Origin of the sequence: Vibrio profundi (assembly GCF_043642225.1) — a bacterium.
Lineage (GTDB): Bacteria > Pseudomonadota > Gammaproteobacteria > Enterobacterales > Vibrionaceae > Vibrio > Vibrio profundi_A.
The window spans coordinates 23,887-49,745 of sequence record NZ_JBHZSF010000002.1; the positions used below are offsets into that span (position 1 = coordinate 23,887).

General features: G+C 42.7%; 19 protein-coding genes. 8 read left to right on the forward strand and 11 right to left on the reverse strand.

Annotated features, from left to right (window positions below; translation table 11 throughout):
• Positions 1–14 precede the first annotated feature (14 nt).
• The 8 genes from ACHUFI_RS03585 to ACHUFI_RS03620 form a co-directional block, all read right to left on the reverse strand.
• Positions 15–1,244, reverse strand: a complete 1,230-nt coding sequence (locus ACHUFI_RS03585; protein WP_394246996.1) for a hypothetical protein — start codon at positions 1,242–1,244, stop codon at positions 15–17.
• A complete protein-coding gene (locus ACHUFI_RS03590; protein ID WP_394246997.1) occupies positions 1,231–2,847 on the reverse strand; it encodes a vWA domain-containing protein in 1,617 nt (538 codons plus the stop codon). Before ACHUFI_RS03590 ends, ACHUFI_RS03585 begins: the two co-directional genes overlap by 14 nt.
• Before the next feature lies 1 nt (position 2,848).
• Complete coding sequence (locus ACHUFI_RS03595; protein ID WP_394246998.1) at positions 2,849–3,877, reverse strand: VWA domain-containing protein; 1,029 nt, start codon at positions 3,875–3,877, stop codon at positions 2,849–2,851.
• Positions 3,867–4,439: a DUF4381 domain-containing protein gene (locus tag ACHUFI_RS03600; RefSeq protein ID WP_394246999.1), complete on the reverse strand. Its 573-nt coding sequence runs from the start codon at positions 4,437–4,439 to the stop codon at positions 3,867–3,869. Before ACHUFI_RS03600 ends, ACHUFI_RS03595 begins: the two co-directional genes overlap by 11 nt.
• Before the next feature lie 14 nt (positions 4,440–4,453).
• Positions 4,454–5,398, reverse strand: a complete 945-nt coding sequence (locus ACHUFI_RS03605) for a DUF58 domain-containing protein (protein ID WP_394247000.1) — start codon at positions 5,396–5,398, stop codon at positions 4,454–4,456.
• A 5-nt stretch (positions 5,399–5,403) separates the two neighbouring features.
• Positions 5,404–6,390, reverse strand: coding sequence for an AAA family ATPase (locus ACHUFI_RS03610; protein WP_394247001.1), 987 nt, complete (start codon positions 6,388–6,390; stop codon positions 5,404–5,406).
• Between the two features lie 142 nt (positions 6,391–6,532).
• Positions 6,533–7,522, reverse strand: a complete 990-nt coding sequence (locus ACHUFI_RS03615; protein WP_394247002.1) for an efflux RND transporter periplasmic adaptor subunit — start codon at positions 7,520–7,522, stop codon at positions 6,533–6,535.
• A 2-nt stretch (positions 7,523–7,524) separates the two neighbouring features.
• Positions 7,525–8,037, reverse strand: coding sequence for a magnesium transporter (locus tag ACHUFI_RS03620; protein WP_394126287.1), 513 nt, complete (start codon positions 8,035–8,037; stop codon positions 7,525–7,527).
• Between the two features lie 207 nt (positions 8,038–8,244).
• On the opposite strand from ACHUFI_RS03620, the gene ACHUFI_RS03625 reads away from it, so the two are divergent.
• The 6 genes from ACHUFI_RS03625 (at position 8,245) to ACHUFI_RS03650 (ending at position 17,623) form a co-directional block, all read left to right on the forward strand.
• A complete protein-coding gene (locus ACHUFI_RS03625) occupies positions 8,245–9,324 on the forward strand; it encodes an efflux RND transporter periplasmic adaptor subunit (protein ID WP_394247003.1) in 1,080 nt (359 codons plus the stop codon).
• 9 nt (positions 9,325–9,333) lie between these two features.
• Complete coding sequence (locus ACHUFI_RS03630) at positions 9,334–12,411, forward strand: efflux RND transporter permease subunit (protein WP_394247004.1); 3,078 nt, start codon at positions 9,334–9,336, stop codon at positions 12,409–12,411.
• A gap of 9 nt (positions 12,412–12,420) precedes the next feature.
• Complete coding sequence (locus tag ACHUFI_RS03635; protein ID WP_394247005.1) at positions 12,421–13,896, forward strand: efflux transporter outer membrane subunit; 1,476 nt, start codon at positions 12,421–12,423, stop codon at positions 13,894–13,896.
• Between the two features lie 128 nt (positions 13,897–14,024).
• A complete protein-coding gene (locus ACHUFI_RS03640; RefSeq protein ID WP_394247006.1) occupies positions 14,025–15,329 on the forward strand; it encodes a patatin-like phospholipase family protein in 1,305 nt (434 codons plus the stop codon).
• Between the two features lies 1 nt (position 15,330).
• Complete coding sequence (gene gltS, locus ACHUFI_RS03645) at positions 15,331–16,557, forward strand: sodium/glutamate symporter (protein WP_394247007.1); 1,227 nt, start codon at positions 15,331–15,333, stop codon at positions 16,555–16,557.
• Positions 16,558–16,732: 175 nt separating this feature from the next.
• Entirely contained in the window at positions 16,733–17,623 is an 891-nt protein-coding gene (locus ACHUFI_RS03650) for a LysR family transcriptional regulator (protein ID WP_394247008.1), read from the forward strand.
• Positions 17,624–17,824: 201 nt separating this feature from the next.
• On the opposite strand, the gene ACHUFI_RS03655 is transcribed toward ACHUFI_RS03650, so the two are convergent.
• Positions 17,825–18,784, reverse strand: coding sequence for a LysR family transcriptional regulator (locus tag ACHUFI_RS03655; protein ID WP_394247009.1), 960 nt, complete (start codon positions 18,782–18,784; stop codon positions 17,825–17,827).
• A 93-nt stretch (positions 18,785–18,877) separates the two neighbouring features.
• Here ACHUFI_RS03655 and ACHUFI_RS03660 point away from each other — a divergent pair, with 93 nt between their 5' ends.
• Complete coding sequence (locus tag ACHUFI_RS03660) at positions 18,878–19,654, forward strand: hypothetical protein (RefSeq protein ID WP_394247010.1); 777 nt, start codon at positions 18,878–18,880, stop codon at positions 19,652–19,654.
• Positions 19,655–19,925: 271 nt separating this feature from the next.
• Here ACHUFI_RS03660 and ACHUFI_RS03665 read toward each other — a convergent pair whose 3' ends face one another.
• Together ACHUFI_RS03665 and ACHUFI_RS03670 are read right to left on the reverse strand one after the other, a co-directional pair.
• Positions 19,926–20,996, reverse strand: a complete 1,071-nt coding sequence (locus ACHUFI_RS03665; protein WP_394247011.1) for a lipocalin-like domain-containing protein — start codon at positions 20,994–20,996, stop codon at positions 19,926–19,928.
• 370 nt (positions 20,997–21,366) lie between these two features.
• Positions 21,367–22,281: a LysR family transcriptional regulator gene (locus tag ACHUFI_RS03670; protein ID WP_394247012.1), complete on the reverse strand. Its 915-nt coding sequence runs from the start codon at positions 22,279–22,281 to the stop codon at positions 21,367–21,369.
• A gap of 159 nt (positions 22,282–22,440) precedes the next feature.
• Here ACHUFI_RS03670 and ACHUFI_RS03675 point away from each other — a divergent pair, with 159 nt between their 5' ends.
• Positions 22,441–25,734 carry a hypothetical protein gene (locus tag ACHUFI_RS03675; RefSeq protein ID WP_394247013.1) on the forward strand — a complete coding sequence of 1,098 codons (3,294 nt, stop codon included), beginning with the start codon at positions 22,441–22,443 and terminating at the stop codon, positions 25,732–25,734.
• Positions 25,735–25,859 lie beyond the last annotated feature (125 nt).

Consider the following 25,859-nt stretch of genomic DNA (forward strand, 5'->3'; position numbering starts at 1 on the left):
AACTTGTTCATTCGCTAGTTGTTGTTATTTTTTAATTTTTTCCACAACTTTAAGACCGTAGAAACCTTCGCGTTGTCAGCTCGAGAAGATGGCAAAAAATGCTGTTCAGACCATTCATTTACCTCTTTTTTAGGTACACTCCCCCTGATTTCAACGCGCCCTGTTTTCTTCATATTTTGGTTATACAAATGTCTATGCACTTCTCTCCAATCTCTTGATACAAGGCTGCGCATCAGAAAAAAGATTGGTGGTAAATTCTCTTGGTCAAAGCGACGAATAAAGTAATGTACAGAGGCCGTCAATAATGAAATCAGCAATCCAATAACGATACAATGAACCCAGTACTGCATTAACCAACTTTTAGGAGTATGAGGTATATTTACTTCCAAACCCGTTAATTCTACGCTTCTTATGCTTTGCGTTTTAGTATCCCACCACTCTAACTCTATTGGCGGTACCATTAACGTGCCACTATTGTGGACAATATAAGTATGGACGACCGTTTTTTCTGCAGAATACCGCCCTCGGCTTTGCATGTCTTTTGATGTTAAAACTTCGCGATAACTATTAGTACCAGCCAGTTCAAGTGCGTTTAGTTCTGGCAATAGCGATACTGTCGTTTCATCTGCCTTTATGTGTAACGTTCTCGTAATGGCGTCTCCGACTTTTACGTCACCCAATTCGTTCCACGTCTGACCGAATTGTAAGTCTGTCGATGCCGGAGTCTGCGATGAGTTAACACCATTTGATTGCATCACCTCAAAGCTAACACTGGGAGTCTGTATATAGCCTTCTGCACTTCCACCTTCCTCCAAAGACACCGAAGCCGCGAGCGTTAGGTTCGGTATATGAAAGCGACCACTATCAAGCGGATAGATGGCGAGTTGCCACTCCTGAACTGACCAGGTTTGACCTTGCAGTTTCTCAGTATAATTGGAGGCAAGCTTATCTCTTTGCTGAACAAGGGCTTGATTAAGGCTTAGAGGCGTAACTCGAGTGCCTCGAGTAAACCATCTATCGGTAGACACTTTCACAATGAGATCGATTTGCTCATTGACTGCTGCTGCTCTATATAATTGGTTTGCGCGCTTTGTTTGCCCTTCAACTGATAGAAAGACTTCCACTTTCAATTTGCCCTCATCAAGCAAAGCCCTTAGATCGGTTGATGCCGCAGAAAAAGCAGGAAAAAGTAACGCAACAACTAATGACATTAGCTTCAAGTAAGCCTTTTTAGTCGCTTTCATTAGACGAATCCTTCTTCTGTAGCTGTATTGCAAATTTTGTCGCCAAAAAGGCTTGTTGATTGCCTTCCACTTGTTTCATCCATGCATCGAACATGGCTTTATTCGCTCGCAACTGATTTGCGCTAAACTTCTGCTTTTGAACCTGTTTCTTGGCCACTTTTTCTTCAGCACCATCGCTTGTTTGTGGCGCATCTCCAAGCTCTTTGCTTGACTCGTTTTCAGTATTTGCTTGGCTTTCACTCTGTCGATTAATGTCTTCGATAATTTTTTCGACGATCAATAAGTTCGTCTTAGCGGCTTCAAAATCCGGGTATTGCCTCAGGATTTGCTTATACATCTGCCTAGCAACAACATACTCTCGCAGTTGGGCTGCAGAGTTTGCTGCACCCAACATCCCTTGCTTATTGTTTACCCTTAGATAATACGCATTGGCCAACTCAAAGTTCTCAGCTAAATAGTAAGCTTGTGCTTTATGCTCCGTTGAGACGAATAGCTCGGCGGCTTTTTGGTAATCACCTCGATTGAAGTACCACTGCGCTTGTTGATCTTTTGTCATCCACAAATCAATAAACACAAAGTTACCCCTAGCGCCATCGGTATTCTCAGCACTCACGGGTTGAGCATGCATAACCAGGATAAGTGGTAGTAGGCACCAATGCACAGTCCACCCTTTCCTAAACCACAACAAAAAAATCGCCATAATAATAAATACAAGTGGGTACCCCATATCCTTCCACGGCTGAGCCTGCTCTCCGTTGAGCCTAGTATGATTGGTTATATGGTTCGATAGCCACTTTATGTCTGAGTCATCACTAGACATTCTGTGATAATCTCCACTGATTTCGGATGCGAACTGCTTTAGTCCTCGTTCATCAAACGGGATGTTACTGGTTCTTGTTTGATCCCCAATTCCCAAGATCAAAACTTTAATAGATATGTCATTACGCTGTGACAACGCCACATAGGCCTCTTTTGCACTACTTCCCACCCCGTCACTAAGCACGACTATCGTCGCAGATAGCGCCTTCTGAGACATTTTGTTTAACTGGTCTTCAATAACACTCACTGCAAGTTCTGGATACTTACCTTGTAGTGGCATGACCGCTGGACTAAGTGACTGTAGTATTGGAACAAATACGTGTTCATCTTGTGTCAAAGGAACCGCAAGGTGAGCACTGCCAGCATAAGCTATCAATGCCGTATTCTTGCTACTGTTTTCTACCAAAAGGTCCTGAACTTTGAGTTTTGCTCTTGAAAGTCGATTAGGTTTAACGTCCGTTTCCAGCATCGACTCTGACGTATCTAAAACAATAAACAACGGTGAATGGTCTTCACTAAATGGCGTCGTTTCTCGTTTCCATGTTGGGCCTGAAGCGGTGACAATCACAATGATGCTAACCACTAGCCAAACTTTTATCGGTAGTTTTTTACGCCATTGTTTATCACGGGTACTTAAAGCGAGAGCCAAATGTTTCGGTAATTTCTTTTCCCAAGATGGTCTATTACTTTGCTGTCTTAAAGCTAGATAAGCCATTAACACAAAAGGTATTAACGCCAGCAACCATAGAGGGCGTATAAAATGGAAATCTAATAAACTACTCATTTTACTCGCCCTGCCTTTCTCTACCGAACGAAACTCGGCTCATAAAATTAACAATGTAGGCAAAGAGGTAAACCCCCAACCCAAGGCAGATAGGCACATGATGTGCGCTTATTTTAGGTTGATAGCTGAAACTTGCGTATTCCGATGGTTCGAGCTTGTTAAGTGTCGTGTAGATAGCTTGCAGCTCTTGATATGACATAGCTTGGAAGGACTCTCCACCACTAAGACGAGCAATCTTTTCGAGCTCTTCAACGTTCATTGCAGACTCTCCCACTGTTTCAGGATCTCCAATTGCGATTGTATGTATGCGGACATTGACGTCTCTAGCCAAAGAGGCGGCTTCTATTGGTGGGACCTGACTATCCGTATCATTGCCATCGGTGAGTAAAATAATCACTTTTTCTACTTGATTAGATTCATCTCCATTCTCTTCAAACGCTGTCGAATCCTTAGCAATCACTTTCATCGCTAACCCCAAAGCGTCACCGATATGGGTGCTTTGACCAGCCATCCCCACTTGCGTTTCCTGTACAAGTGACAGCCAGGTTTTGTGGTCTGCAGTAAAAGGCGCTTGCAAGTACGCTCGGTCTCCGAACAAGATCAATCCCAGACGGTCCCCTTCCCGCTTACCTGAAAACTCGATCAATACATTCTTTAATGCTTCTAAGCGGGAGATTGGTTCATTACTTCCAGGGAGTTTAAAGTCGCTTGTCTCCATTGAACCTGACAAATCAACGACAACCATTAGGTCTCGCCCTGCCTTAGTAAAGGTTTGAGGCTCTCCCAAAACAACTGGCTTGCATGCCGCAATAACCAACATTATCCATACAAAAACAAGACACAGTTTTTGCCACCACATTGGGGTAAGGACTTGGCCACCAGTTGTTAGACGCTCCCCACTAAGTTCGATGATTCGACGAAAAAAAGGAACCTTTATCGCCTCATCAGACGTACGAAAAGCGGGGGCATAGCGGTAAATAATCCAAGGTAGCGGAAGTGAAAGCAACATCAAGGGATACTCAAACTCCATAGCCCCTCCCTTTCTTTATTTCACCTTTTTTTTCTACTGAATTACTATGATTCAAGATCCAAAATTCGCAGCACTCCAACAAGTGTTTTTTTTCAATAGAGGTCATCGCTTCTTCACGCTGGCCAGTCAGAAGCTTCATCCATTCACGTCCAATATTTGAATCGAAATTTGAATGTTTTGAACACTGTTCATCCATAGCTTTAAGCCACTCTCGCCCAAATAGATGAGCTATATAATCCGGGTTATCGTTATTCGAAATAGTTCGTATTTTAGTCATTATTCGAAAGGAGTCATATTCAAAAGAATGACTTTCAATGTTTGGTAGTTGGGACATGTAATGTTTTCGATAACGATTTTTTACCCAATGGAGAATACTTGAGCGCACTCGTAGACAAACATATAGGCACACTGCGAGCAAAACCACTAGCCAGCCAACGGTTTGAGGTGTAAAAGGAATGGCTAGTATGATAAGAGGTTCATGAAAGCCTGTCGGCTCACCTAATCCATATAGAATCAGGTTTCCAAAACCATTGGATGTCAATTCAGAAATAGACTCGCTCATTGCACTCTCTAAATTCAAAGAAAATAACTGCGAAAGGCTTCAATTTCATGCCCGTCGGTGGTAAGTGTTATGAGTGGAAATTCTGCAGTCGATAATCGTTTAGATAACAGCTTAAACTGCTCTTCTACAGCATCGCTGTACTGTTGCAAAACATCATTATTTGTTAGGCCAAGTTGACTCAGTTGCAACTGATGCTGGCCATCGGAAATGTTTACACCTTCCCAGTCGTGAATATTGGCTTCTATTGGATCAATGATTTGAACGCCAATAATACGATTGCTTTTTTGTAGGTGTTGTATTAGCCGCATTGAACTCGCTTCAAGTCCATACCAATCGCTAATTATAATAATGGTCGTATTGACCACATTACGCTTTTGTATGCACTTAAGTTGCTTTAAGAAAGACTTGCTCTGATCGACAAAGGCGATATCTTCACCTAATCGGTGATTTTGAGTATGTAGCTGTTGAAGTATTCCCTTTGCATGGCTTTCACCTTTCTTACAAGGAATAAAAATTGATTCTTCATCTCTTGAGATAAGAGTACCTATTCTATCGCCCTTGCCAATCACGGACCAGATACAGTAAGCAGCCACATTTGCGGCGACAACGGACTTCATAGTCTCAACACTACTGAAGAACATGGATTCGCGTTGATCGACACAGATTAGTACGTTTTGCTCTTTCTCTTCGCTATACGCCCTAACGTGAGGTTTACCGGTACGCAAAGTGGTTTTCCAATCTATGTGACGAACATCGTCTCCACGTTGGTAGCGGCGAAGTTCTTCAAAGTTCAGCCCCCGCCCTCGGTGAGTTGATAAGTGAGCGCCAGAGGGACTGCGCGCATTAACTAACTCAGGGAATTTACTCTTGGTATTCGTAGCGCATTTAATTAGATACAGCAGCTCGAGTTGGGTGTACACGCGGCGATCATGCTTCAAACCTTCGTATAATGGATTCATAGAAATTACCCTATAGACACGTGCTTTAAAAGGTCATCAACCACCATATCTGGTGTCACTTGCTCATACATCGCTTCATGGTTAAGCGTTAATCGGTGTCCTAATACACTATGAGCTACTGCACGGATATCATCAGGCTCAACGTAGTCTCGATTATCTAACCAGGCATGCGCTCGAGCACATTTATCTATCGCTATTGAAGCGCGAGGGCTAACACCGACCTCTAACCATTTCGGGAAAGTGGCGTTCGGGTAGTCTTCACCACATCGAGTTGCCGTAGTAAGGTTGACAATGTACTGTTCCATAGCAGGAGCAATACGAACTTGTGAAACTTCTTTCTGCGCCATCAGTACATCTTCAACACTTGCATGCAACGAATTTGAATCATCTGCGCATTGAGTCTGATATTCTTCACTTCTTACTAGGCGAATGATGTCTAATTCAGCTTCTTTTGAAGGAAAGTCCACGTTGACTTTAAGCAAAAAACGGTCAAGTTGAGCTTCTGGGAGGGGGTACGTTCCCTCTTGGTCAAGGGGGTTTTGGGTTGCTAGCACCAAAAAGAGTTCAGGCAATTTATGGGTTTGCCCCGCGACAGTTACAGTGCGTTCAGCCATTGCTTCTAGCAGCGCAGCCTGAACCTTTGCCGGAGCTCGGTTCACTTCATCAGCTAACACTAATTGATTAAAGATAGGGCCTTCTTCAAAGGTAATTGAAGGCTTGCCATTCACTTCACGATATACTTCTGAACCTGTGACATCGGAAGGTAAAAGGTCTGGGGTAAACTGAACCCTGCCTAATTGAGCATTTATTGCCTTAGCAAGGGTCTGTATCGACCTTGTTTTTGCTGTCCCGGGCAACCCTTCTAACAACACATGCCCTTTAACCAATAAGCCAATAAAGATAGATTTAATCACTTCCTCTTGGCCAATAACTGAACGACAGACCGACTGATAAGTTCGCTGAAAATTATTGTAAGGTTCACTATTGCTCATGTTAAGCCTCCCATTTATCTACATTCAATTTATATGGTTGAGAGAGACTAAATAACTCGTAAATATACGAGTTTTTATTTGCACCAATTAAAAAAGCCACTTAATTAAATAAGTGGCTTTTTATGATTAATAGTTAAATACGTTACATAGCGTTTAGATATGATTTATATGAATGCAGTCTGACAGTTGCTGCACCGATAACATCAATAAATCCTAATAGACTATGAGGCTTCTTCGCTGAAATCCAAGCAGAGCCAGTTGCACCAATCGGAATATACTTATCGTCAGGCTCAATAATTTCCAATATCACTGTTCGGCCGTGGCTACTCGTATTTGCGCCAACGTGTTGGCGTACACTCTGCGGCCCTTGAATAGGAGACACTGACGATTCACCAGTACCAGCTGTAAAACTATGCACTCGCGCACGGAAAACTTCACCTGGATACGCGTCTACGTAAAACTCGGCAAACTGACCAGTCTCAACATATCGGAACGTTTGATCTGGGATTCGCATCTCAACAAATTTACGCGATATGTCATAAATATGCATATTACCCACACGGCTACCATTTGCTACGTTCACCACTGCGACTTGACCATCAAAAGGCGCAGTTACAGTTTTAAGAGATTGAACAAATTCAACCTTCTTGTAGTCAGCTTGTAATGAATCAAGCTGAGAGCGGGCAATTCTCAATTGCGAAGTGTAGTTTTCAACATCTCGTTCTTTAAAGATTTCCGGAGAAGTTTTAGCACGTTCAAGATCTCGCTCCATTTGAGCAATCGACTCTTCTTGCTTTGTAATCGCTGCAGTAATTTTCGCAAGCTCCGCGGCAGAGGTAGTGTCAACAAGTGTATATATAGGGTCACCCTGCTTCACAATCTGGTTATGATCAACAAAAATCTCATCGATCTGTTCACCAAAAATTGGAGATAAAACTGCATGAGGCGCTTTTACCGTAGAAGAGTACGTCATATCTACTGGTGCCCACAACCTAGAAAGTATACCTAAGAATACTAAGATGAACACGCCGCCAGAAATAATCCAAAAAGCACTCTTAAGAGTCCATTTAATTGCTCCTGTAGATACAAGTATCCACATTAACAAAATATAGGGAATCATAATTTCTTTCATTATTAGCGCTCCGACTTACTCATGTTGATATCTTTATTGTCGGTATCATCAAACTTCATACTTGATATACCATCTCTTATTACTTGACTCAGCGAAGAACCAATGTGCTTCCAATTCGCAAACGCAATGATCACAGCTAATACCCACCACGCTTTATGTATTAGTAGACCACATAAAGAAAGCGCAAATACGAGTTGAACGTGAGTACTCTTTTTCTCTTTGGCTTTATGGACGGCTACTTCATGAATCTCCCATAGCAAGTAGGCAACAAAAAGCGCTAACGCTATGGTTACCGCAAACAAATAACCACTAAAATATTCACTATTTAAAATGGTCATCATGGTGGGATTTGGTGTATTGGTAAACATGCTCATATCAATGTCTTTGGAATTGACCATTCCCATTGGAGCAAGCACATACGCACCGCCTAACATCACGGCCATAAACGCAAAAAACTTTATAAATACCAATATAATGGCCCAAATGACTCGACCTATGCTCTTTAGAACATTCATAACAGCCCTCGCTGGTCTGGCTAAAAAAATAAGAAGTTTATAGAGCGAATGCTATGGGTTATCTCTCTTTGTAACCACCCGAAAATTTACTAGTCCAATGACAAACATAGGGACTATCTCATTTTTCGAAAAAGTGATTCCTGAAAATAGACAATTATTCGAACACCGTTCAATTGTAGTATGTGATAAAAAATTAAGGACCATCACATGAACATGAACTTACAACGTCTCTGCTTAGCCACGCTTTCTTTAAGTTTGCTTGGTTGTAATCAAGCTTCTACCAACACTCCCCCTCCTATCGACAAGCCCGTACAGGTTATTGAAATTCAATCAACGAAAAACAGTAGTTTGAAACACTTCAACGGTACTGTTCTGTCACAAAAAAAAGCAGGGCTGTCATTTCGTGTACCAGGCATGATCGAAAACATACTGGTTAAACAGGGCGATTCTGTCGTTAAAGGCCAAGTATTGGCATATCTTGATCGTCATGATTATCAAGTCACACTCGAAGAGCTAAAGGCTCGTAAGTTAGAAGCCGAGTCTGCACATAAACTTGCGAAAGCTGAACTCGAGCGCGTAAAACAGGCAACGGCTGACAACGCTATCGCTAGCGTAAATCTCGATCGAGCAATTAGTGGATATGAGCGCAGTCTATCTGCAATTAAAGTTGTAAATAAAAATATTCAACGTGCACATGATGCGCTTGGCTACACCGAGTTAAAGGCACCATTTGACGGTGTCGTAGGCCGAGTCAACTTTGATGCCTACGAACAAATACTGCCAGGGGTCAGTGTCATCGACGTTCAAGATTTAACCCAATTGGAAGTTGAAATTGATGTACCAGAAACGCTCATTAACCAATTTCACATTGGTCAGTCTAGTCAGGTTAATTGGCACCAAGCAGAACGCCACTTAGCTGCGACTGTATCGGAAATTTCCACCTTTCCAAACATCCTGAAACAAACTTATAACGTCACACTCAATCTCGATGAGTTGGATGACGCTTTGCTTCCAGGTCGTTCTGTAACAGTTTCGAGTCAACTGGGTAATGAGCTACCTGTCTACTGCCTGCCCTACTCTGCACTTATTGGTGAGCACAATGACCTACATGTCAACCTAGTGCGCGAAAAACGCATCATTCGTCAGCCAGTTCAGATGCGTACTTTAGACGCACACGTTGCTTGTGTTTCTAGTCATTTCAAAGCCGACGACCTCGTTGTTATCAGTGGTTCACCCTACGTTATTGAAGGTGACGCTGCCACCAACCTCATTGTAAAAACACAGTAGGACAGGACCATGATTAATCTCGCAGAGTTTGCAATTAGGCAGCGCACATTCGTACTGTTTTTTACTGTGCTTTCGATCTTCGCTGGTATCTACTCATACTTTGATTTGGGGAAATTAGAAGATCCCAGCTTTACAGTTAAAACAGCCGTAGTGGTTACACTCTACCCAGGTGCTTCAGCCGAAGAGGTTGAGTATCAGGTGACCGATACGATTGAAACGAAACTACAAGAGATGGGAGAGTTAAACCGCTTGCGTTCACTCTCAAAGCCCGGTGTCTCAATGGTGTTTGTCGATTTAAAAGAATCGCTAAACTCAGACAACCTTCCCCAACAATGGGATATTTTACGACGTAAGATCAGTGATGTGTCACTACAACTCCCGTCGACGGCACAAATCAACATTGTCCAAGACGAGTTCTCTGAAGTGTATGGCATGCTATTTTCTATTCACAGCAGCGATGCAACGGCTAGCGATCTACGTCGTTATGCAGAAGAGCTGCAACGTCGCATTAAGACTGTAAAAGGCATTAAAAAAATTGAGCTTCACGGCGTTCAACCTCGTGTGGTTTACATCGATATTCCAGATGAGCGCCTCAGCCAATATGGACTTTCTATCTCGCAGGTGTGGAACCAACTCAATACCCAAAACATGACCTTCGAAGCCGGTCGGTTCAGTGCTGGGCATGAACGCATACGCATTCAACAAAGTAGCGAGTTTCAGTCATTAGAAGATGTAAAAAACCTCATCATTCGAGGTGGTGTAAGTGAACTAAGCTCAGGTTTGATCCGGCTAGGAGACGTTGCCGACGTAACGATGGGATACCTAGAACCCGCATTGACTGAAAACCGCTATAACGGTGAACCTGCGGTCACGCTAGCGGTGAGCCCTGTCGACGGCATTAACGTTGTATCACTGGGCGATACGATTCGTGCAATTATCAAGGAGTATGAACAAGAACTGCCTTTAGGGGTCGATATTTCAACCGTGGCCTACCAACCTGAAGAGGTACAAAAAGCCATTGATGACTTCGTTGTTAACTTATTAGAAAGTGTCGCGATCGTCTTTGTTGTATTGCTTATATTCATGGGTTTTAAAAGCGCAGCCATTGTCGGTTCGAGTTTATTAATCACCATTCTCCTCACACTGATCTACATGAATATTCAGCAGATCGATCTACATCGAGTTTCGCTAGGTACATTCATTCTCGCGCTTGGGATGTTGGTGGATAACGCTATCGTAATCACCGATATGATGATCTCTAAAATGAATAAGGGCATAGATCGCACCCAAGCAGCTATTGATTCAATAAAAGAAACCTCTCTTCCCTTACTTGGCGCGACGGTAATCGCCATAATGGGTGCTAGCCCCGTGATTTTTTCACAAACTGACGCTGCGGAATTTGCCAGCTCGGTATTCTACATCGTGGCTGCATCACTGTTGCTATCTTGGTTTGTCGCTATGACCTTTACAGCGCTGATGTGCTGGTTACTACTAAAACCCACTGCTGTAAACGAAGACGGAAAGCTAAACCTATTCAAACGCTTTGTTCACTGGACGGTTGATAATCCGCTTAAAGCGATGTCTGGCCTGATTCCCCTGCTAATCGCTACTGCTATCGCCGTTCCCTACATTGCGGTTAACTTTATTCCACAGTCAGACAGACCAATAGTGTTTCTCGACTATTGGTTACCAAACGGCGCGAAGATTGAACAAACGTCCGCCGACATGGCAAAAATTGAGCAGTGGCTGATTAAACAACCAGAGGTGGCTTCTATCTCTACCGCGGTAGGTTCAAGTGCCCCACGTTTTTCGGTCACGGTAGAACCAGAGCCAATTGATCCTGCCTATGGTCAGATTCTCATCAACGTACATGGGTTCCACGATATTGAGCGCCTTGTTACTCGCGGAGACCAATGGTTAGCAGATGAATTCCCGAATGCTGAGCCACGCTTTAGATCGTTGAAGTTAGCAACGTCTGACAAATTCTCAGTTGAAGCGCGATTCTCTGGTCCAGACCCTATTGTGTTGCATGAACTGTCGCGTCAAGCGCAAACAATTATGTCGGCCCATCCAGATACGAAATATGTTCGTGATGACTGGCGTCAGCAGAGCAAAGCGCTCGTACCTATCATCAACCAAGAAAAAGCAAGGCTAGCCGGAATCAACCGTGCTGACATCGCTTTTGCCCTAAAGAGAGGCTCTGATGGTATGCCATTGGGCCAGATGAATCTTAACGAGGAACTTATTCCTATCCAACTGCGCGGTTCTAACCAAACGATGGCATCACTTGAAACACTTCCTGTGAAATCCATTCTTGGCCTACATACAGTGCCACTAGGCCAGGTTGTCGACCGCTTTGAACTGGTAGCAGAAGAAAGCATGATATGGCGACGAGATCGCGTTAAAACCATCACCGCTCAAGCTGGTATTCAGCATTACACTACGCCAGCTCGTGTTCGTAATGCCATCAAGGCAGAGATTGAAGCGATTGAACTACCACCAGGCTATAGCATGGAATGGGGAGGCGAGTACTACGATGAACATAAAGCGGTCACTGATATTCTAAAGCAGCTGCCAAAAGCGATGCTAATCATGGTGATTATTCTCGTAGCAATGTTTAATGGATTTAAGCAGCCCCTAATCATTCTAACTACCTTGCCACTCGCTTCAATTGGAGCCAGCTTCTCATTGCTAATATTCAGCAAACCTTTTGGGTTTATGGCGTTGATTGGCGCGGTCACCTTAACAGGCATGATCATTAAAAACGGAATCGTATTAATGGACCAGATTGAACTGGAACGTAGAAACGGTAAAAACCTATCTGATGCGATCAAAGAAGCCACCATCAACCGCACGATGGCGATCTCCATGGGTGCATTAACAACAGCTTTGGGCATGATCCCGCTGATGAGTGACCTTCTGTTTGACCAAATGGCAGCAACCATCATTGGTGGACTAGCTGCAGCAACCGTGTTGTCACTGCTTGTCATGCCTGCACTGTATAAGTTGGTAAGTAAAGACGATCCCACTCGCAGTGAGTCACCGTCCCCATCAACCAATAACGTAACAGCAACTGATAATGCATAGGAATGACTAATGAAACTTTTTACTGCGCATAAACTTTCTGCCGTCGCACTTGCACTATTACTTAGCGGCTGTGCGGTTGGCCCAGACTACCAACAACCAACGGTTTCCATTTCGGACACATACTTAAATAGCCATGACTCAACGAAACAAGAGTCTGGCTTTTGGTGGGAGTCACTTCAAGACGAAACACTCAACCAGATGGTTCGTGATGTTCAGAAACAAAACATACCCATTTTGATCGCCGCTGAGCGCGTAAAAATGGCCAGCTCTTATAAGAGCATGGTGGATTCATTCAAAGTCCCGACTATCAACGTTGGCGGCGGCTACGTAAACTACCAACTGAGCCAGAACGACTCACTGCTTGGGCCTGTGTTTGATCTATCTAATACCGTTGAAGGGGCTACAGGCATGACTCTTCTAGACGAGCAACATGATGGCGGTTTTATAGGGGCGTCTATCTCTTGGGAGTTGGATCTCTTTGGCCGCATAGATAGGCAAAGTACTGCTGCGGCCATTCGAGTCGAGCAAGCAGAGCTGATGCAAAATGGCCTAACGACCTTAATAACAGCGGATTTGATTCACAATTACATTCAATATCAGGGAGCACGCGAGAGAAAGCAACTTGCGTTAGACAATATATCAGACCAACGTAAAACCCTCGATCTGGTCCAAAAAGTGGTCAGTAGTGGTTACGGTTCTGAACTTGACTACGCTCAAGCCCAGGCAGCGTTGGCAGCAACTCAATCCCTCATCCCACAACTTGAGATCGCAGAACAAGTCCACAAGCATCGTTTAGCTATTTTGCTTGGTGAGCCGCTATCACAAGTCGATGTTCGTTTAGCAAACGTACAAGGTGTGCCAACATTCGATGGCGTGATTCCCGTTGGACTCCCATCAGATCTGCTGCAGCGTCGACCTGATATCCGCATAGCAGAACGTGAAATGGCCGCCATCAATGAGGAGCTTGCTGCCAGCATCGCAAACAAATATCCAAAGTTCTTCTTAACGGGTACACCAGGTGTGGCTGCTAGCAACTTTGATGATCTATTTAGCGGCGACTCATTTGGTTGGGTTGGATCAGCAGGGGTAAGTTGGAATGTATTTGATGGTGGAAGGTCGGATGCCATGGTTGAATTAAACGAATCTCGTTTCCAGTCGGCTGCGTTGGGTTATCAACATGCGGTTGACTCCGCAATTTCTGAAGTGGATTCAACTCTATTTGCCTATGGACGAAGCCAACAAAATCAAGAGCAGATAGATAGCGCATTACATGCCACCCGAAAAGCAGTATCCAAAGCGAAATCATTGTATCAAGCCGGGTTGATTGACCATCTGTCAGTGCTCGATGCTCAAAGGCAACAACGCATGATGCAAGATCGAAAGGTCGCCGCCAAACTTCAAACGGCTCAGTCTACTGTTGCTGTATACAAAGCTTTGGGTGGAGACTGGCAAGTTGAGCCAAACCCAGTGGCTCATTCTGGTTAATTCGGCTACTGGAAGTAAACCACATACTGACACGATTAGCACTTTGTTAGACAAGACAAGTGATATGATAACGCAAGCACGCAAAGGCTATGTTCGCGTGCTTGCTCTCTGCAAAAAGAGAGTGCGCAATGAGATATGCATGCAAATACCCTTTAATCTATTTAGTTTCACTCACAACGCTGCTTGCAGGTTGCTCGTCATCTTCAAACATAACGAATGCAGAAGTGACACCAACAAATACGCCTCCCTATTCAGTCATTGAAAAAGCCAAACAGCAAGAACGTCGCAATGTATTGGTTCTCGCAAGTTTTTCTGGTGGTGGTACACGAGCAGCAGCTCTCTCCTACGGGGTACTTCAAGGGCTACGTGATCACAACTATGTCGATCAACATGGCGTTGAAACAAATATGCTAGAACAACTTTCGGTTATTAGCTCTGTATCAGGTGGTAGTTTCACTTCAGCGTATTACGGCCTGTATCAAGATGAAATATTCACTCGTTATGAACAAGAGTTTCTTTATCGTGATGTGAGTAAGAGCTTAGTCAATATTCTTTTTAGTCCAAGCTACTGGTTCTCAGGAGATGATCGCTCTACCGCCGCAGCAGATTTTTACAATAAAACGCTATTTGGCGGTTCAACATTTGACGATATGAAAGACGAAGGTCCTATGATCATCATCAATGCAACTGACCTCGGTCGTGGCGTTCGATTTTCATTCGTCCAAGAATACTTCGATCTACTCTGCTCTGATGTCAATAACTACTCAGTAGCCAGCGCTGTTGCGGCTTCATCTGCAGTGCCGTTTATTTTCACACCTGTCGTGCTTGAAAACCATGACCATTGTAACAACCGACATCAATATCAACTCACAGAATCTGATAACGCTCATACTCAAAGCAAACATTTAGGATTGCAGAGTTACGGCGATAAAGAGTCTCGACCATTTATTCACTTAATTGATGGCGGCATTACCGATAACCTTGGCATGCTGGCACTTTACGATCTGATGCAAAGCAACTATGACCTGTTTGAAGAAATGACACAACATGTCGATACCGTCATCGTTGTCTCCGTTGATGCCGCAACCACCCCCGACAGGGGCATTGATAGTAAACCGTCAACACCCAACGCGAGCGATATGGTAGGGGCAATTACTGGCATCCAGCTTCATCGTTATAACGATATGATTAAATTGCTGGTTCAAGAAGAGTTAGATAATTGGCAGCATGCCCAGCCTGGGCGTAAAACACACTTTATCGATATCAATCTGACTGACGCTGAAAATCAAGAGTTTATAAATGCGATTCCTACCGACTTCACACTAGAGCCCAAGCAGGTAGATGCACTGATAGAGCACGGCTACCAAACCATCGCAAAAGAAAAAGGACTGCGCCTATCACGCGATACACATAGCCAACCTACAGGAGATTAATATGGAATTAATTGATGGCGTTTTACACATTGAATCTTTCCTCGCGGTAACACTCGGTATTGTGGTGCTCTTTATTGGCAGAAGATTGACCAAAGCAAGTTATTGGCTGAAAGAGTTCAGTATCCCTGAGCCAGTATCTGGGGGTATTTTGGTCTCGATACTCTTTACCTTTTTGCACTACGTCACTCAAATTGACGTTCAATTTGATCTTGCAGCACGTGACCTTCTGCTCGTCTATTTTTTTACTACCATTGGTATTAACGCCAGCCTAAAAGATCTATTCGCCGGCGGAAAGCCACTGCTCATTCTACTGACCATTACTATTGGCTATATGTTGGTACAAAATCTCACCGGTATCGGCATCGCAACTATGCTTGGACAACCTGAGGCCATAGGTCTACTTAGTGGGTCTATATCTCTGATTGGCGGGCACGGAACTGCAATTGCGTGGAGCCCACGTATTGGTGATACATTTGCCCTAAATAGTGCAATGGAAATTGGCATGGCTAGCGCGACCTTTGGGCTTATTCTCGCGAGTTTGATGGGCGGGCCTATTGCGAAGTACCTAATAAAAAAACACAAGCTAAAAGCACGCAATGACGAAAGCATGGATGTAGGGAGTCATCAAAACGTACCTCAGCCAAGCATCAATGCGTATGACTTCTTAGATGCTGTTCTTGCGATTCATGTCTGTATTATTATCGGTCTAGTCCTTAATGAGGCACTCACCACAGCGGGGCTTGAACTACCCCTCTTTGTCACCTGCTTATTCGCTGGCATTTTGATTTCTAACCTTATTCCTGCCTCATATCCACGTATTACAGGGACACGATGGCCAGCACGACAGCCCGCAGTTGCACTCATTGCAGACATTGCACTTGGTTCTTTCTTAGCTATGTCACTTATGAGTATGCAGCTATGGACGTTGATTGACTTAGCGGGGCCTATTTTTGTGATTCTCGGCGCGCAATTTATCGTCGCGATTGGCGTTGCCCTTTTTGTTGTCTTTCCTGCGATGGGAAAAACATACGATGCCGCCGTGATCTGTTCTGGCTTCGGAGGAATTTCATTGGGTTCAACACCAACCGCAATGGCCAATATGTCAGCGGTGGCACAAAAATATGGTAACTCGCACCAAGCATTCATCATTGTTCCACTTGTCTGTGCCTTTTTTATTGATCTTGCGAATGCGCTAATTATCCCTTACTTCATTAGCATGATTAACTGAGACAGCGCTAGTAATATTGCACATCACATTTTGTGCTGATGGACTATCAACGTTGGGCCTTACACATAACCAGTAAAATTACTGGTTATGTCCTGTAACGAGTTAATTCAATACCAATACACACCTTGATGCGTATAATAAATAAACAATTCGTTCTACAAATATGAATACTGACATGAATATTAGCGTCAATGTACTTAAGATTTTTCATAGTGTTGTTGAATGCGGTGGCTTTTCCGCTGCAGCAAAAAGCTTAGAGTTACCAGTAACCAATGTCAGTAGAAGAATTATTCAGCTAGAAGAAGAGTTAAATGTTTCTCTTTTTAAGCGAACTACTCGTGTCGTTGTACCCACTGAAGCGGGGGAAGTTTTCTACCAACGAACGAAGTCGATATGTTCAAACTTAGACAGTGCTATCGAAGAGTTAACCAGCCGCCATACAGCTTTAGAAGGTAAAATCCGGATTCAATTGCTTCCCGCAGCAATACCTCTACTTCCTTATCTCAATAAATTCCAAACAATCCATCCAAACATATCGCTTGATCTTGTGGTCGAAAGCCAAAATATTGGATTAATTGAAAATGGTATTGATTTGGCAATTAAAGTTGGGGATCAACATGATTCTAATTTGAAGTGTCGAAAATTACTCACAATGAAACGGGTAATCGTAGCATCACCAGAATACTTAGTATCGAACCCTCAGCCAAAGTCAATTGAGAATCTTGCCAATCACAACTGCTTAAGGTTTCGCGATTCAGACAATAAAATAGAATCAATTTGGGAAAGTACTGACCTTGATATTGAAAAAAGACAGGGTAATTTTGTTTCAAACGATATCAGTTTAATTCATCAAGCAACACTGTTAGGACAAGGAATTGCATTACTTCCTTGGATCATATGTGAAAAAGACATTAAACAAGGAAAACTCGTACAACTGTTGGAAAAAGAGCATACTTTCAATACAGACATCTGGTTATTGTACCCAAATCACCAATACCAATCTTCATCATTAAAAACACTCATTGAGTTTTTAGTAACTTCAGCTCAAGAGTTTTCTCCTGACTGATCGACTCCTACCCATCGAAGCGTCGGTTCAAATGACAATTCCCCCATTCATTCAAAACCCTACCTACTTTGGCTACGAACTCGGAGACGGACTCAAAGGTTTAGGCTGATGTTTGATGGTTCATAAGGCATGATTTTCCGTTACTCTGTGCTCTACACTCGTCTAGTTAACCTCGACATCAACATGAATGCTAAAAATCGGTCACTTTTGCTTCGCTTCATCTATCAATTCAAGCAATGTCTCACCAACGATAGAACGCAGCCACACTAACTTAGGACTGTATCGATACGGCTCTGCAAAATACAAAGCAATTTTAATATCCAGTAAAGAAAACTCCTCCGGCATAGCCAAAACCGTCAAGCCTTTAGGTAAAACGGAAGAAACCAACGAGGAAACAGGCATTCCAGCATCCTCTCGTAACAAAGCGTCGAAACATATATCGATTTGATCACTTCTCAGGAGAATGCTAGGTTCAATTTGATTCTGGGATAAAATCTGTTCAGCTTTACTGATTTTGTCTGCAAAATCAGGCATGACCATAAGGACCAAAGGATATTTTCTAAGAGAATTGTCGTTTATCCCTTCAATATTAAATGACGCGTTAGTTGAACAACAAAGCCCGAACTCTGCATCACATATGAGTTCACTGCGAATATTTATAGGTAAATCAATAGGAGCGAAATTAATTCCCATAGTCACTTGACCTTGCTGCAACATCGTATCGGTGTCTTTTGTCCAGTTAACAAACCGTAAAGATGCATTTGGGGCTAAATGCCTAAATTTTGGATAAAGCTTACGGATCAAAGGTTGGTAAAATAACGGATTTATTGCAATAGCAAGTTCTTCAGAGTAACTAGCTGGGTTAAATGTACGGTGTGGGCTAAGAGCTCGGTCAATTGCATCAAAAACACCGGGAAGTTGACCCAATACTTGCTCACACAAAGGGGTCGGACGCAGTCCATGGGGCTCGCGCACAAAAAGCTCGTCATTAAACAATGCTCTTAGGCGCTTTAACGACTTACTGACCGTCGGTTGGCCTACAAACATACGCTCGGCTGTTCGGCGAGTATTTCTCTCTTCACCTAAAACTTTTAAGAGTTTTAATAAGTTTAAATCAACCTTAGCTATTTCTTCGTATCGCATGATTATAGTGATATTCATTTAGGGAATATCTGAATGATATTTTTTTCATTATCAAGCTTCAAGCAAAGTGAATAGATTCGCTTTTAGTTAATCTACTTATGTGACAACGATATGAAAAAGAACATCATTTTATCGGCTTCAGTTATTGCTTCCCTTCTAGCTTCAACATCCTCTTTTGCCCAAGAAGAGGTTCAAGATATGTCCGATCCTCTTGCTATTTATACTCAAGTCGGCGCAGGGACAACAAACAAAGGGCTCAATCTAAAAATAGGTAAGACTTACGACACTGGTTCAGATGCCACTTTAGGCATGAACTTGATTGAACTTAAGGGCTTTGGCGGAGAGTTACTAGGTTGGGACGGTAGTAGCCAACGTGATGACTCGATCGACTCATTTCGTTTTCGAAATTTTACAGTGAACTTGGAAAATGGTCGTGGCGCACAGATCGACATTTCTTACAGTATTGAAACTGAGCGTGCTGATGCCTCTTACAGCTTCATTCAAGCGTTACCAAAATTTGGTCCAGTTCAGTTTTTCCCTCTAGCGGGTATTGGTGCCAGCATTCAGAATAACGCCATCGGAGATTATGGTATAGAAAGCGGATATACTATGCCTGGTACTTTCGCTTTAGTGGGTACTTACACAAAGATTGAAGTAACCGACAAGATTTGGCTTAACTACAACCCTATGTACATGGCCGCTCTATCTGGATCCGATTTCTATAAATCAAACGCCTTTGGTATGGGTGAAGGTGAACAACTATTCCACGAATTTGCAATGTCTTACCAATTTACTCCACAATTCAACGTGCGTTACTTTGCTAACTGGAATGCTGATATCGACTTCGGTGAAGGTGATCACCGTTTAGAGTTTAACTACCAACTGTAACTGGTTATTAGAAATCACTTTGTACCAGATAATAAAAATGACGCCTCAATGTTAGTCGAGGCGTCATTCATTTTCTTGGATCAACTCAATACATTACCGAGCTCTTCTGCTGTATAGAGGAAACGGGCTTTTTGTTTGATGCTTGGATTGCTAGTACGAAGTATTAGAGTTACCTCTTATTGTCTTTGATTTTGGATTCAGCACCTTTTATCAAAGTGGGTAACTCTCTTCCTTTCAAATTGAAGTGTCAGCTTGAGCCACTACTAATACATTATAGTTGGCGACTACCATTCGGACCATTGTCTAGTTCAGTGACGTCCATAGACTCTGTTGTTGCCCAGCCAACTTGAACACCATTTTCATCAAACAACTTACCAATAGTTTCCAACATACCACCCGGTTTCCCCATAGCTGGCATCAAGTTTGGACAACAAGGCTCAACTCTGTATTTTTTACCCTTAACCGGAATCTCAAAGTCCCAGCCATATGATACCCAAATACCTGACTCAAGCTTGGTATAACCATTTTGTTTTTGAGTAAAGCCAACATCGGTTTGCTCACGTGTTCCATCAGCTTTGAACCACGTACACATTTGAAGATCATCGTGGAAGAAATTGTACAGGTTGATGCGATCGCCGTCCGCAAATAACAAGCCAGTCCATTCCCATTTGATTGAGTTAGGGTCCACCAAGTCACATACTTGATTATCAAGCCAACCGCGACCATCGAACTCTACACGTGTTTCCTTATCACCTTCACGCTTTACATAGTGGCCATGAGAAGGCATGTTTGGACAAGAGTAATACAATGTTGAACCGGCACCTTCACGCATAAAGCCTTCTTTATCTAACGCTGGATCATTATACCAACGAGCTTCCCCTTTAGCGCTAAGCTCAATTACACCTGATTCATCTTGTGCAGTTAAGTGCATGTTGTCTCCATCCCAACTTAAAGTTGCAGAGAAGTTTTCACCAGAGTAACGCCAAGTTTTCGTTTCAACGTCGTACAAATCGTCGTAGCTGATGTCTGTATATTCCTGATGGTAGAAGACTGTTTCACCAGTATCGACATTAGTTAAGCGATAGAATACAGACGTCAGTGGTGCATCCATTTTGTAATCTCTACCCGTTTCCGCATTGATTGGCGCGTAGAAGCCATGACCACCTGGTTGGAAAATTAGGTAGATGAAGTATCGAGCGCCATCTGCACCTACTAGATTACCCGTGTACCAACGCCATTCTAAAAACCAAGTATCTTGTGGAATATGTGGCCCCCACTCTTCTACTGCATTTCCACGCGTCCAGTTAATAAAATCATATGGCATAGGGTTAGTAATTTTCATAATTGACCTTTATTGTTGTTTCGTTGATTCAGTAAGGTCAGTATCCAAGATAAATCAGTGATGAAAAATATGAAGAAATGGGAAACACTTTCGCAAATAATGAGAATAACAAAGCTGATCTGCTCCAGTCAGACCGGACACTTAACTAAGCGACATTTTGCTTTTCAAAGTTCATTGGGCTTAGGTACCCAAGAGCACTGTTATCTTTGAGCAACAAAATGTCGCTTAATGCGGTGTGCTGTCTTGCTGGAACCGCTGAGAATTAACGTTGACCTAATTTCGATAATCCAACGCGCCTCCCTATAAGGGGGCGCTAGTTGTGACATATGGAGGTTAGGTAGGCCCTGCAGAGGATATTGTAGTTCTGCTATTATAATGAACGGATAGAAGCTTCTTTGACTTTATTAATCAGCCAAACTATCGAGGGATCAGCATTTCTCGATTTTGACCAATAGATCGATGCTTCGACTTTTTGCTCGATAAAGTCATTTTCCAATATTTTCAAGTTGAAAAAATCAATATTCGAAGCCGCGATTTTACGAGAGAATATAGCCAAACTATCGCTATCTTTAACTGAGGATAACAACCCCCAATAACTAGCAACCTGCCGTTTCACTTTTCGCTTCCTTAATGTCTCTAAGCTGTTGAGAGAGAAGCTTTCGAAAAAACTAGCATTGTCAGAGAGACTTGAAAGAGTGATGTGTTGATTGTTTAAGAACTCTTCTTTTGAAATAGTTCCTTTCGAAAACAATGGATGGTTCTTACCACAAACCACGACCAACTCATCATCATAAAATGTTTGAGACTTAATAAAAGGTGGTGTATTGACGACTCCTTCGATCGCAATATCAATACTAGCTCCTCGTAACATATCTTTGGTCTTTTTGGTGCAGTGGTTTTCAACCAGAAGTGTTATATGTGGTGCTTCTTCCTCAACTCTCCTAAAAAGGTCTGGAATCAAAGTGTGTTCAAAAAGACTGATAGTAGAAATTCTAAAGACACGCTTGCTCGAATTAGGGTCAAATTGAGTCCTTGTTGCTGATAGTGCCTCTAATCTTGAAATTGCATCCGCGATATCGGGGTATATCTCTAACGCAAATTCTGTCGGCCTAACACCTAACTTTTCCCTTATAAAAAGTGGGTCGTTATAGATCTCTCTTAGTTTCGCGACGCTTTGGCTGACTGATGGCTGAGTGATGCCTAATCTCTTAGCTGCCTTCGTATACTTTCTCTCTTCAACTACTGCCGCAAAAACAGCCAACAAGTGATAATCACTTGATTTCATACTTATAACTCATCATTTTGATATAAAAAAAATTATATCTAATAGTATCAGTTTTTTACCTACAAAAATTAGAATTATCAAGAATTAATGAAACATCACATCTCATAAAAAATTCAAATAATGCAATATGAAAACATCAATGTACGAAGGATGTACACAATGAAAAAAATAAGCTTCTTAGCAGCAGCGATTACACTAGCTCTATCCGGTTGTGGTAGCGATGACTCGAACCATTCCAATCCTACACCGACTAATCCGACTCCAGCGCCAGTGCTAGAGCAAATTACGATAACAGCTATTGATGGTTACCTGTATAACGCTGAGGTCTATATCGGTGATAACTGTGGCGTTTACAAAGGCTCCACAAATCAACAAGGTCAACTAACGCTTGACCTTACAGATGATATTATTGATCAAAAGGTGTGCATTACAGCAATCCCAAGCGAAACGATTGATATGACCCGCGGGGTTGTTGTTGATGAATTTACCCTTGCGGCTCCTTCTTTACCAGAAAGCACTGATGAGCCTGTGATTGTCAGCCCAATGACGAACCTTGTTGTCGAACAGATTGAGTATGCCGAAGCAAATGGCACTGAAATGACACAAGAAGAAGCCGAACAAGCGGTTGTTGAGTCTTTCAATACCAATGAAGATGTAGTTTATACCTCCGAAGATATTTTTGGCGATTACGTAGCAGTAGCAGAGAGAGAAGGTGAAGAAGCAGAAAAAGCCAAAGCGGTCAACGTTGTTGGTGAAACGTTAGTAGATAATGATGATGTACTTGACGTTGAAGATCAGCTAAGGGTTGTTTCAGATATTTCACAAGAAACATCTGACATTATTGCTGATGAAACCCAAGAGCTGAGTGATGATTATTCTCCTGTTGTCCATACTGGTGAAAACGGCTATGAAGGTATTGAGACTAACCATCGCCCGAGCGTTAATCTAGAGTTCTCGCAACCAGAAGCGTTTGAACTTGGCGAATCAGTTAGTTACGAACTCGCCGCACTATTTTCTGATCAAGATACTAATGATGTTCTGACCTATTCAGTTGATGCACAAGACAAAGCTGGAGCACTCATTGAGGGCTCAACTCTCACAATCACGCCAACGGAAGCTGGTGAGCACAATGTACTTGCTTATGCCTCTGATGGTGCTTCTCGCTCTTACCCGTTGGTCATTGAAGTTGAAGTATTTACACCAAACGCTGCACCAGTGTTGAATGAGCAAAATACCGTACAGTCCGACCTTGATGCTTTAAATCTAACAGCAACCCAAAGTGTTGATGAACGTGTATCGATTAACGACTTGTTTATCGATGCAGACAACGACGTACTGACTTACGACGTGACAAACGTGACAGGGAATGGCTTGAGTATTAATGCTGATAACGAAAGCGCTGAGCTGCATATTATTGGAACACCAGAACAACAAGGTACATTTACATTCAACATTACAGCGAATGATCGTTACCATTCAGTTAGCACAGAGCTGAGTCTCAATGTTGCGGAAGCGCCAAATGCTATTCCTGATTTAAACCAAAAAGAACAACAGCGCATAGCAGATGAGCTTACAGGGCTTAATTTGCAGGTTGGTAAACCTGTGAATAGCAATATTAGTCTTGAGCAGCTATTTATTGATGATGATGCGCTAGTGCTGACAGCGCAAAACACTATCGAAGGTGTTGATACAACCATTCATGGTTTAACTCTTACGCTAACAGGCACTCCTGAATCTTCAGGTGATAAAACTCTCACAATCTCTGCTTCTGATAATGTGAACCCTCCTGAATCGGCATCATTTACTGTACCTGTGGCAGAAGAGGACTCTTCAGAACCGACAGACCCAGTAGTACCCGCTCCAACCCCTCGCTTTGAAGAGAAGCATTTTATTGGCGGTGAGTGGCGCATGGGTGAGATTGGCGAAGATGAGCATGACCTAGAGATGGGTTGGGCTTCGCTGATGAAAGACCAAGATCAGCACTACTTCTGTTGGAAGAAAAGCCTTAACATTCATACACCTGAAGAACTTACTGAACTAGAGTCATTCAAGAATACACTTGATATCAGCCCAAACAGTGATGATTGCTGGCCTATTGAAATCCAGTCGGATGGCACATTACTTGGTGACGGAGAGACCTACACACCTGTTTATACATCAGAAAACAATGGGGACTACCAAATTGTTTATGAACTTGGAGGTGGTTTGTATTGGTTGGACTCTACTCAAGATTTGCCATTCAGCGCGATGCTACCTGTCCCAGATATGGATCAAACATTCTATCAAAGCATTGATTGGGAAAACGACTCTGATGTAGCACTACGCTTACGCAGTGCAAACTTCACAGTTAATCAACAAAATATTTATGCTGCAGACGTGACAAAGTCAGGAATCTTTACTGCTCGTGAGTTAGAAGCCTATGATGATTATTTATTGCCAATGGTTTGGACTGGTACTTGGGAAATTTCAACGTCAGATGATGGTAAAGAGCTATTGACTTACAAAGGAATGAACTTTGCCGACTACGAACAACAATATATGCGCCAATTTAATGATGGTGAATTACGAATTCTTGTTGCTCAGCATGGAGATGAAGACGGAGAAAAGGTAGATATCGTTCTCGAATCACCCGATGAATCATTATTGCGTAGTATCAATGCGGTATGGGATCCACAAGAAGTACAACCAGCCCCTCTTGATCCAAACTTACTTGACGGCAAAACATTATTCTTTACGGAGTATGGTTCTTCAAATGGAGAAGTCGATTTAACGCATCAAGTTGTGTGGTGTGATGCAATCAAGTTTGAAAATAACGAGTACTACGTTAACCAACGTAATGCTTCGAATAATACGACCTGTCCTACAGATGCCGATCTGGTTGTACAAGGCAGTTACACTATCGATGAAGCAAGTTCGAATATTAAGGTTAATGCTGGTTTAGATTCAACCACATACACCGTGATTGGCGATGCTACTGAACTATCGCAAGGCGCCCTGTCAGTTATTTCATATGGAGAGCGAAAAGAGCACTTTACTGATAAAGCAGCTGTCGAAGCGCGATTGAATGCGAATTCGAATGTAGGTAACAATAGCTTTGGTTTCTACCTGCCTACCAACCGAGATGGCTACTCTCAATTCGGTCAAGTTACTCTAAGCTTAACAGAGTCAAACGCCACAATAACATTTGAGAAAGCCGTTAATGGTGATGACGTGACTTGTTCGCTTGTTTCTGATTACTTCGATTCATTTTGGTTAAGCTCTGGTGACAAGGCTGATTACAACTCAACATGTATTGATACAGCTCAAGGTAATGCTTTGGTTACTATCCCGAGAACTGTATATGGCACCAAAGGTGAAAGTGCTACTTTATATAGCATCATTGGTACTTCAAACAACAAGTATCAAGAGTCAGTTAAATACAGTATTCAACCTAACGTTGCACAAACTAAATAATCACATTAGCTAACTACATTACAAGTAATACAAATGCCCTGCATCGCAGGGCTTTTCGCGTTATTTCCCACTCATATAACCAAGAAACAACTCTTCTAACCATCTAAGACCATATCTCAAGATAT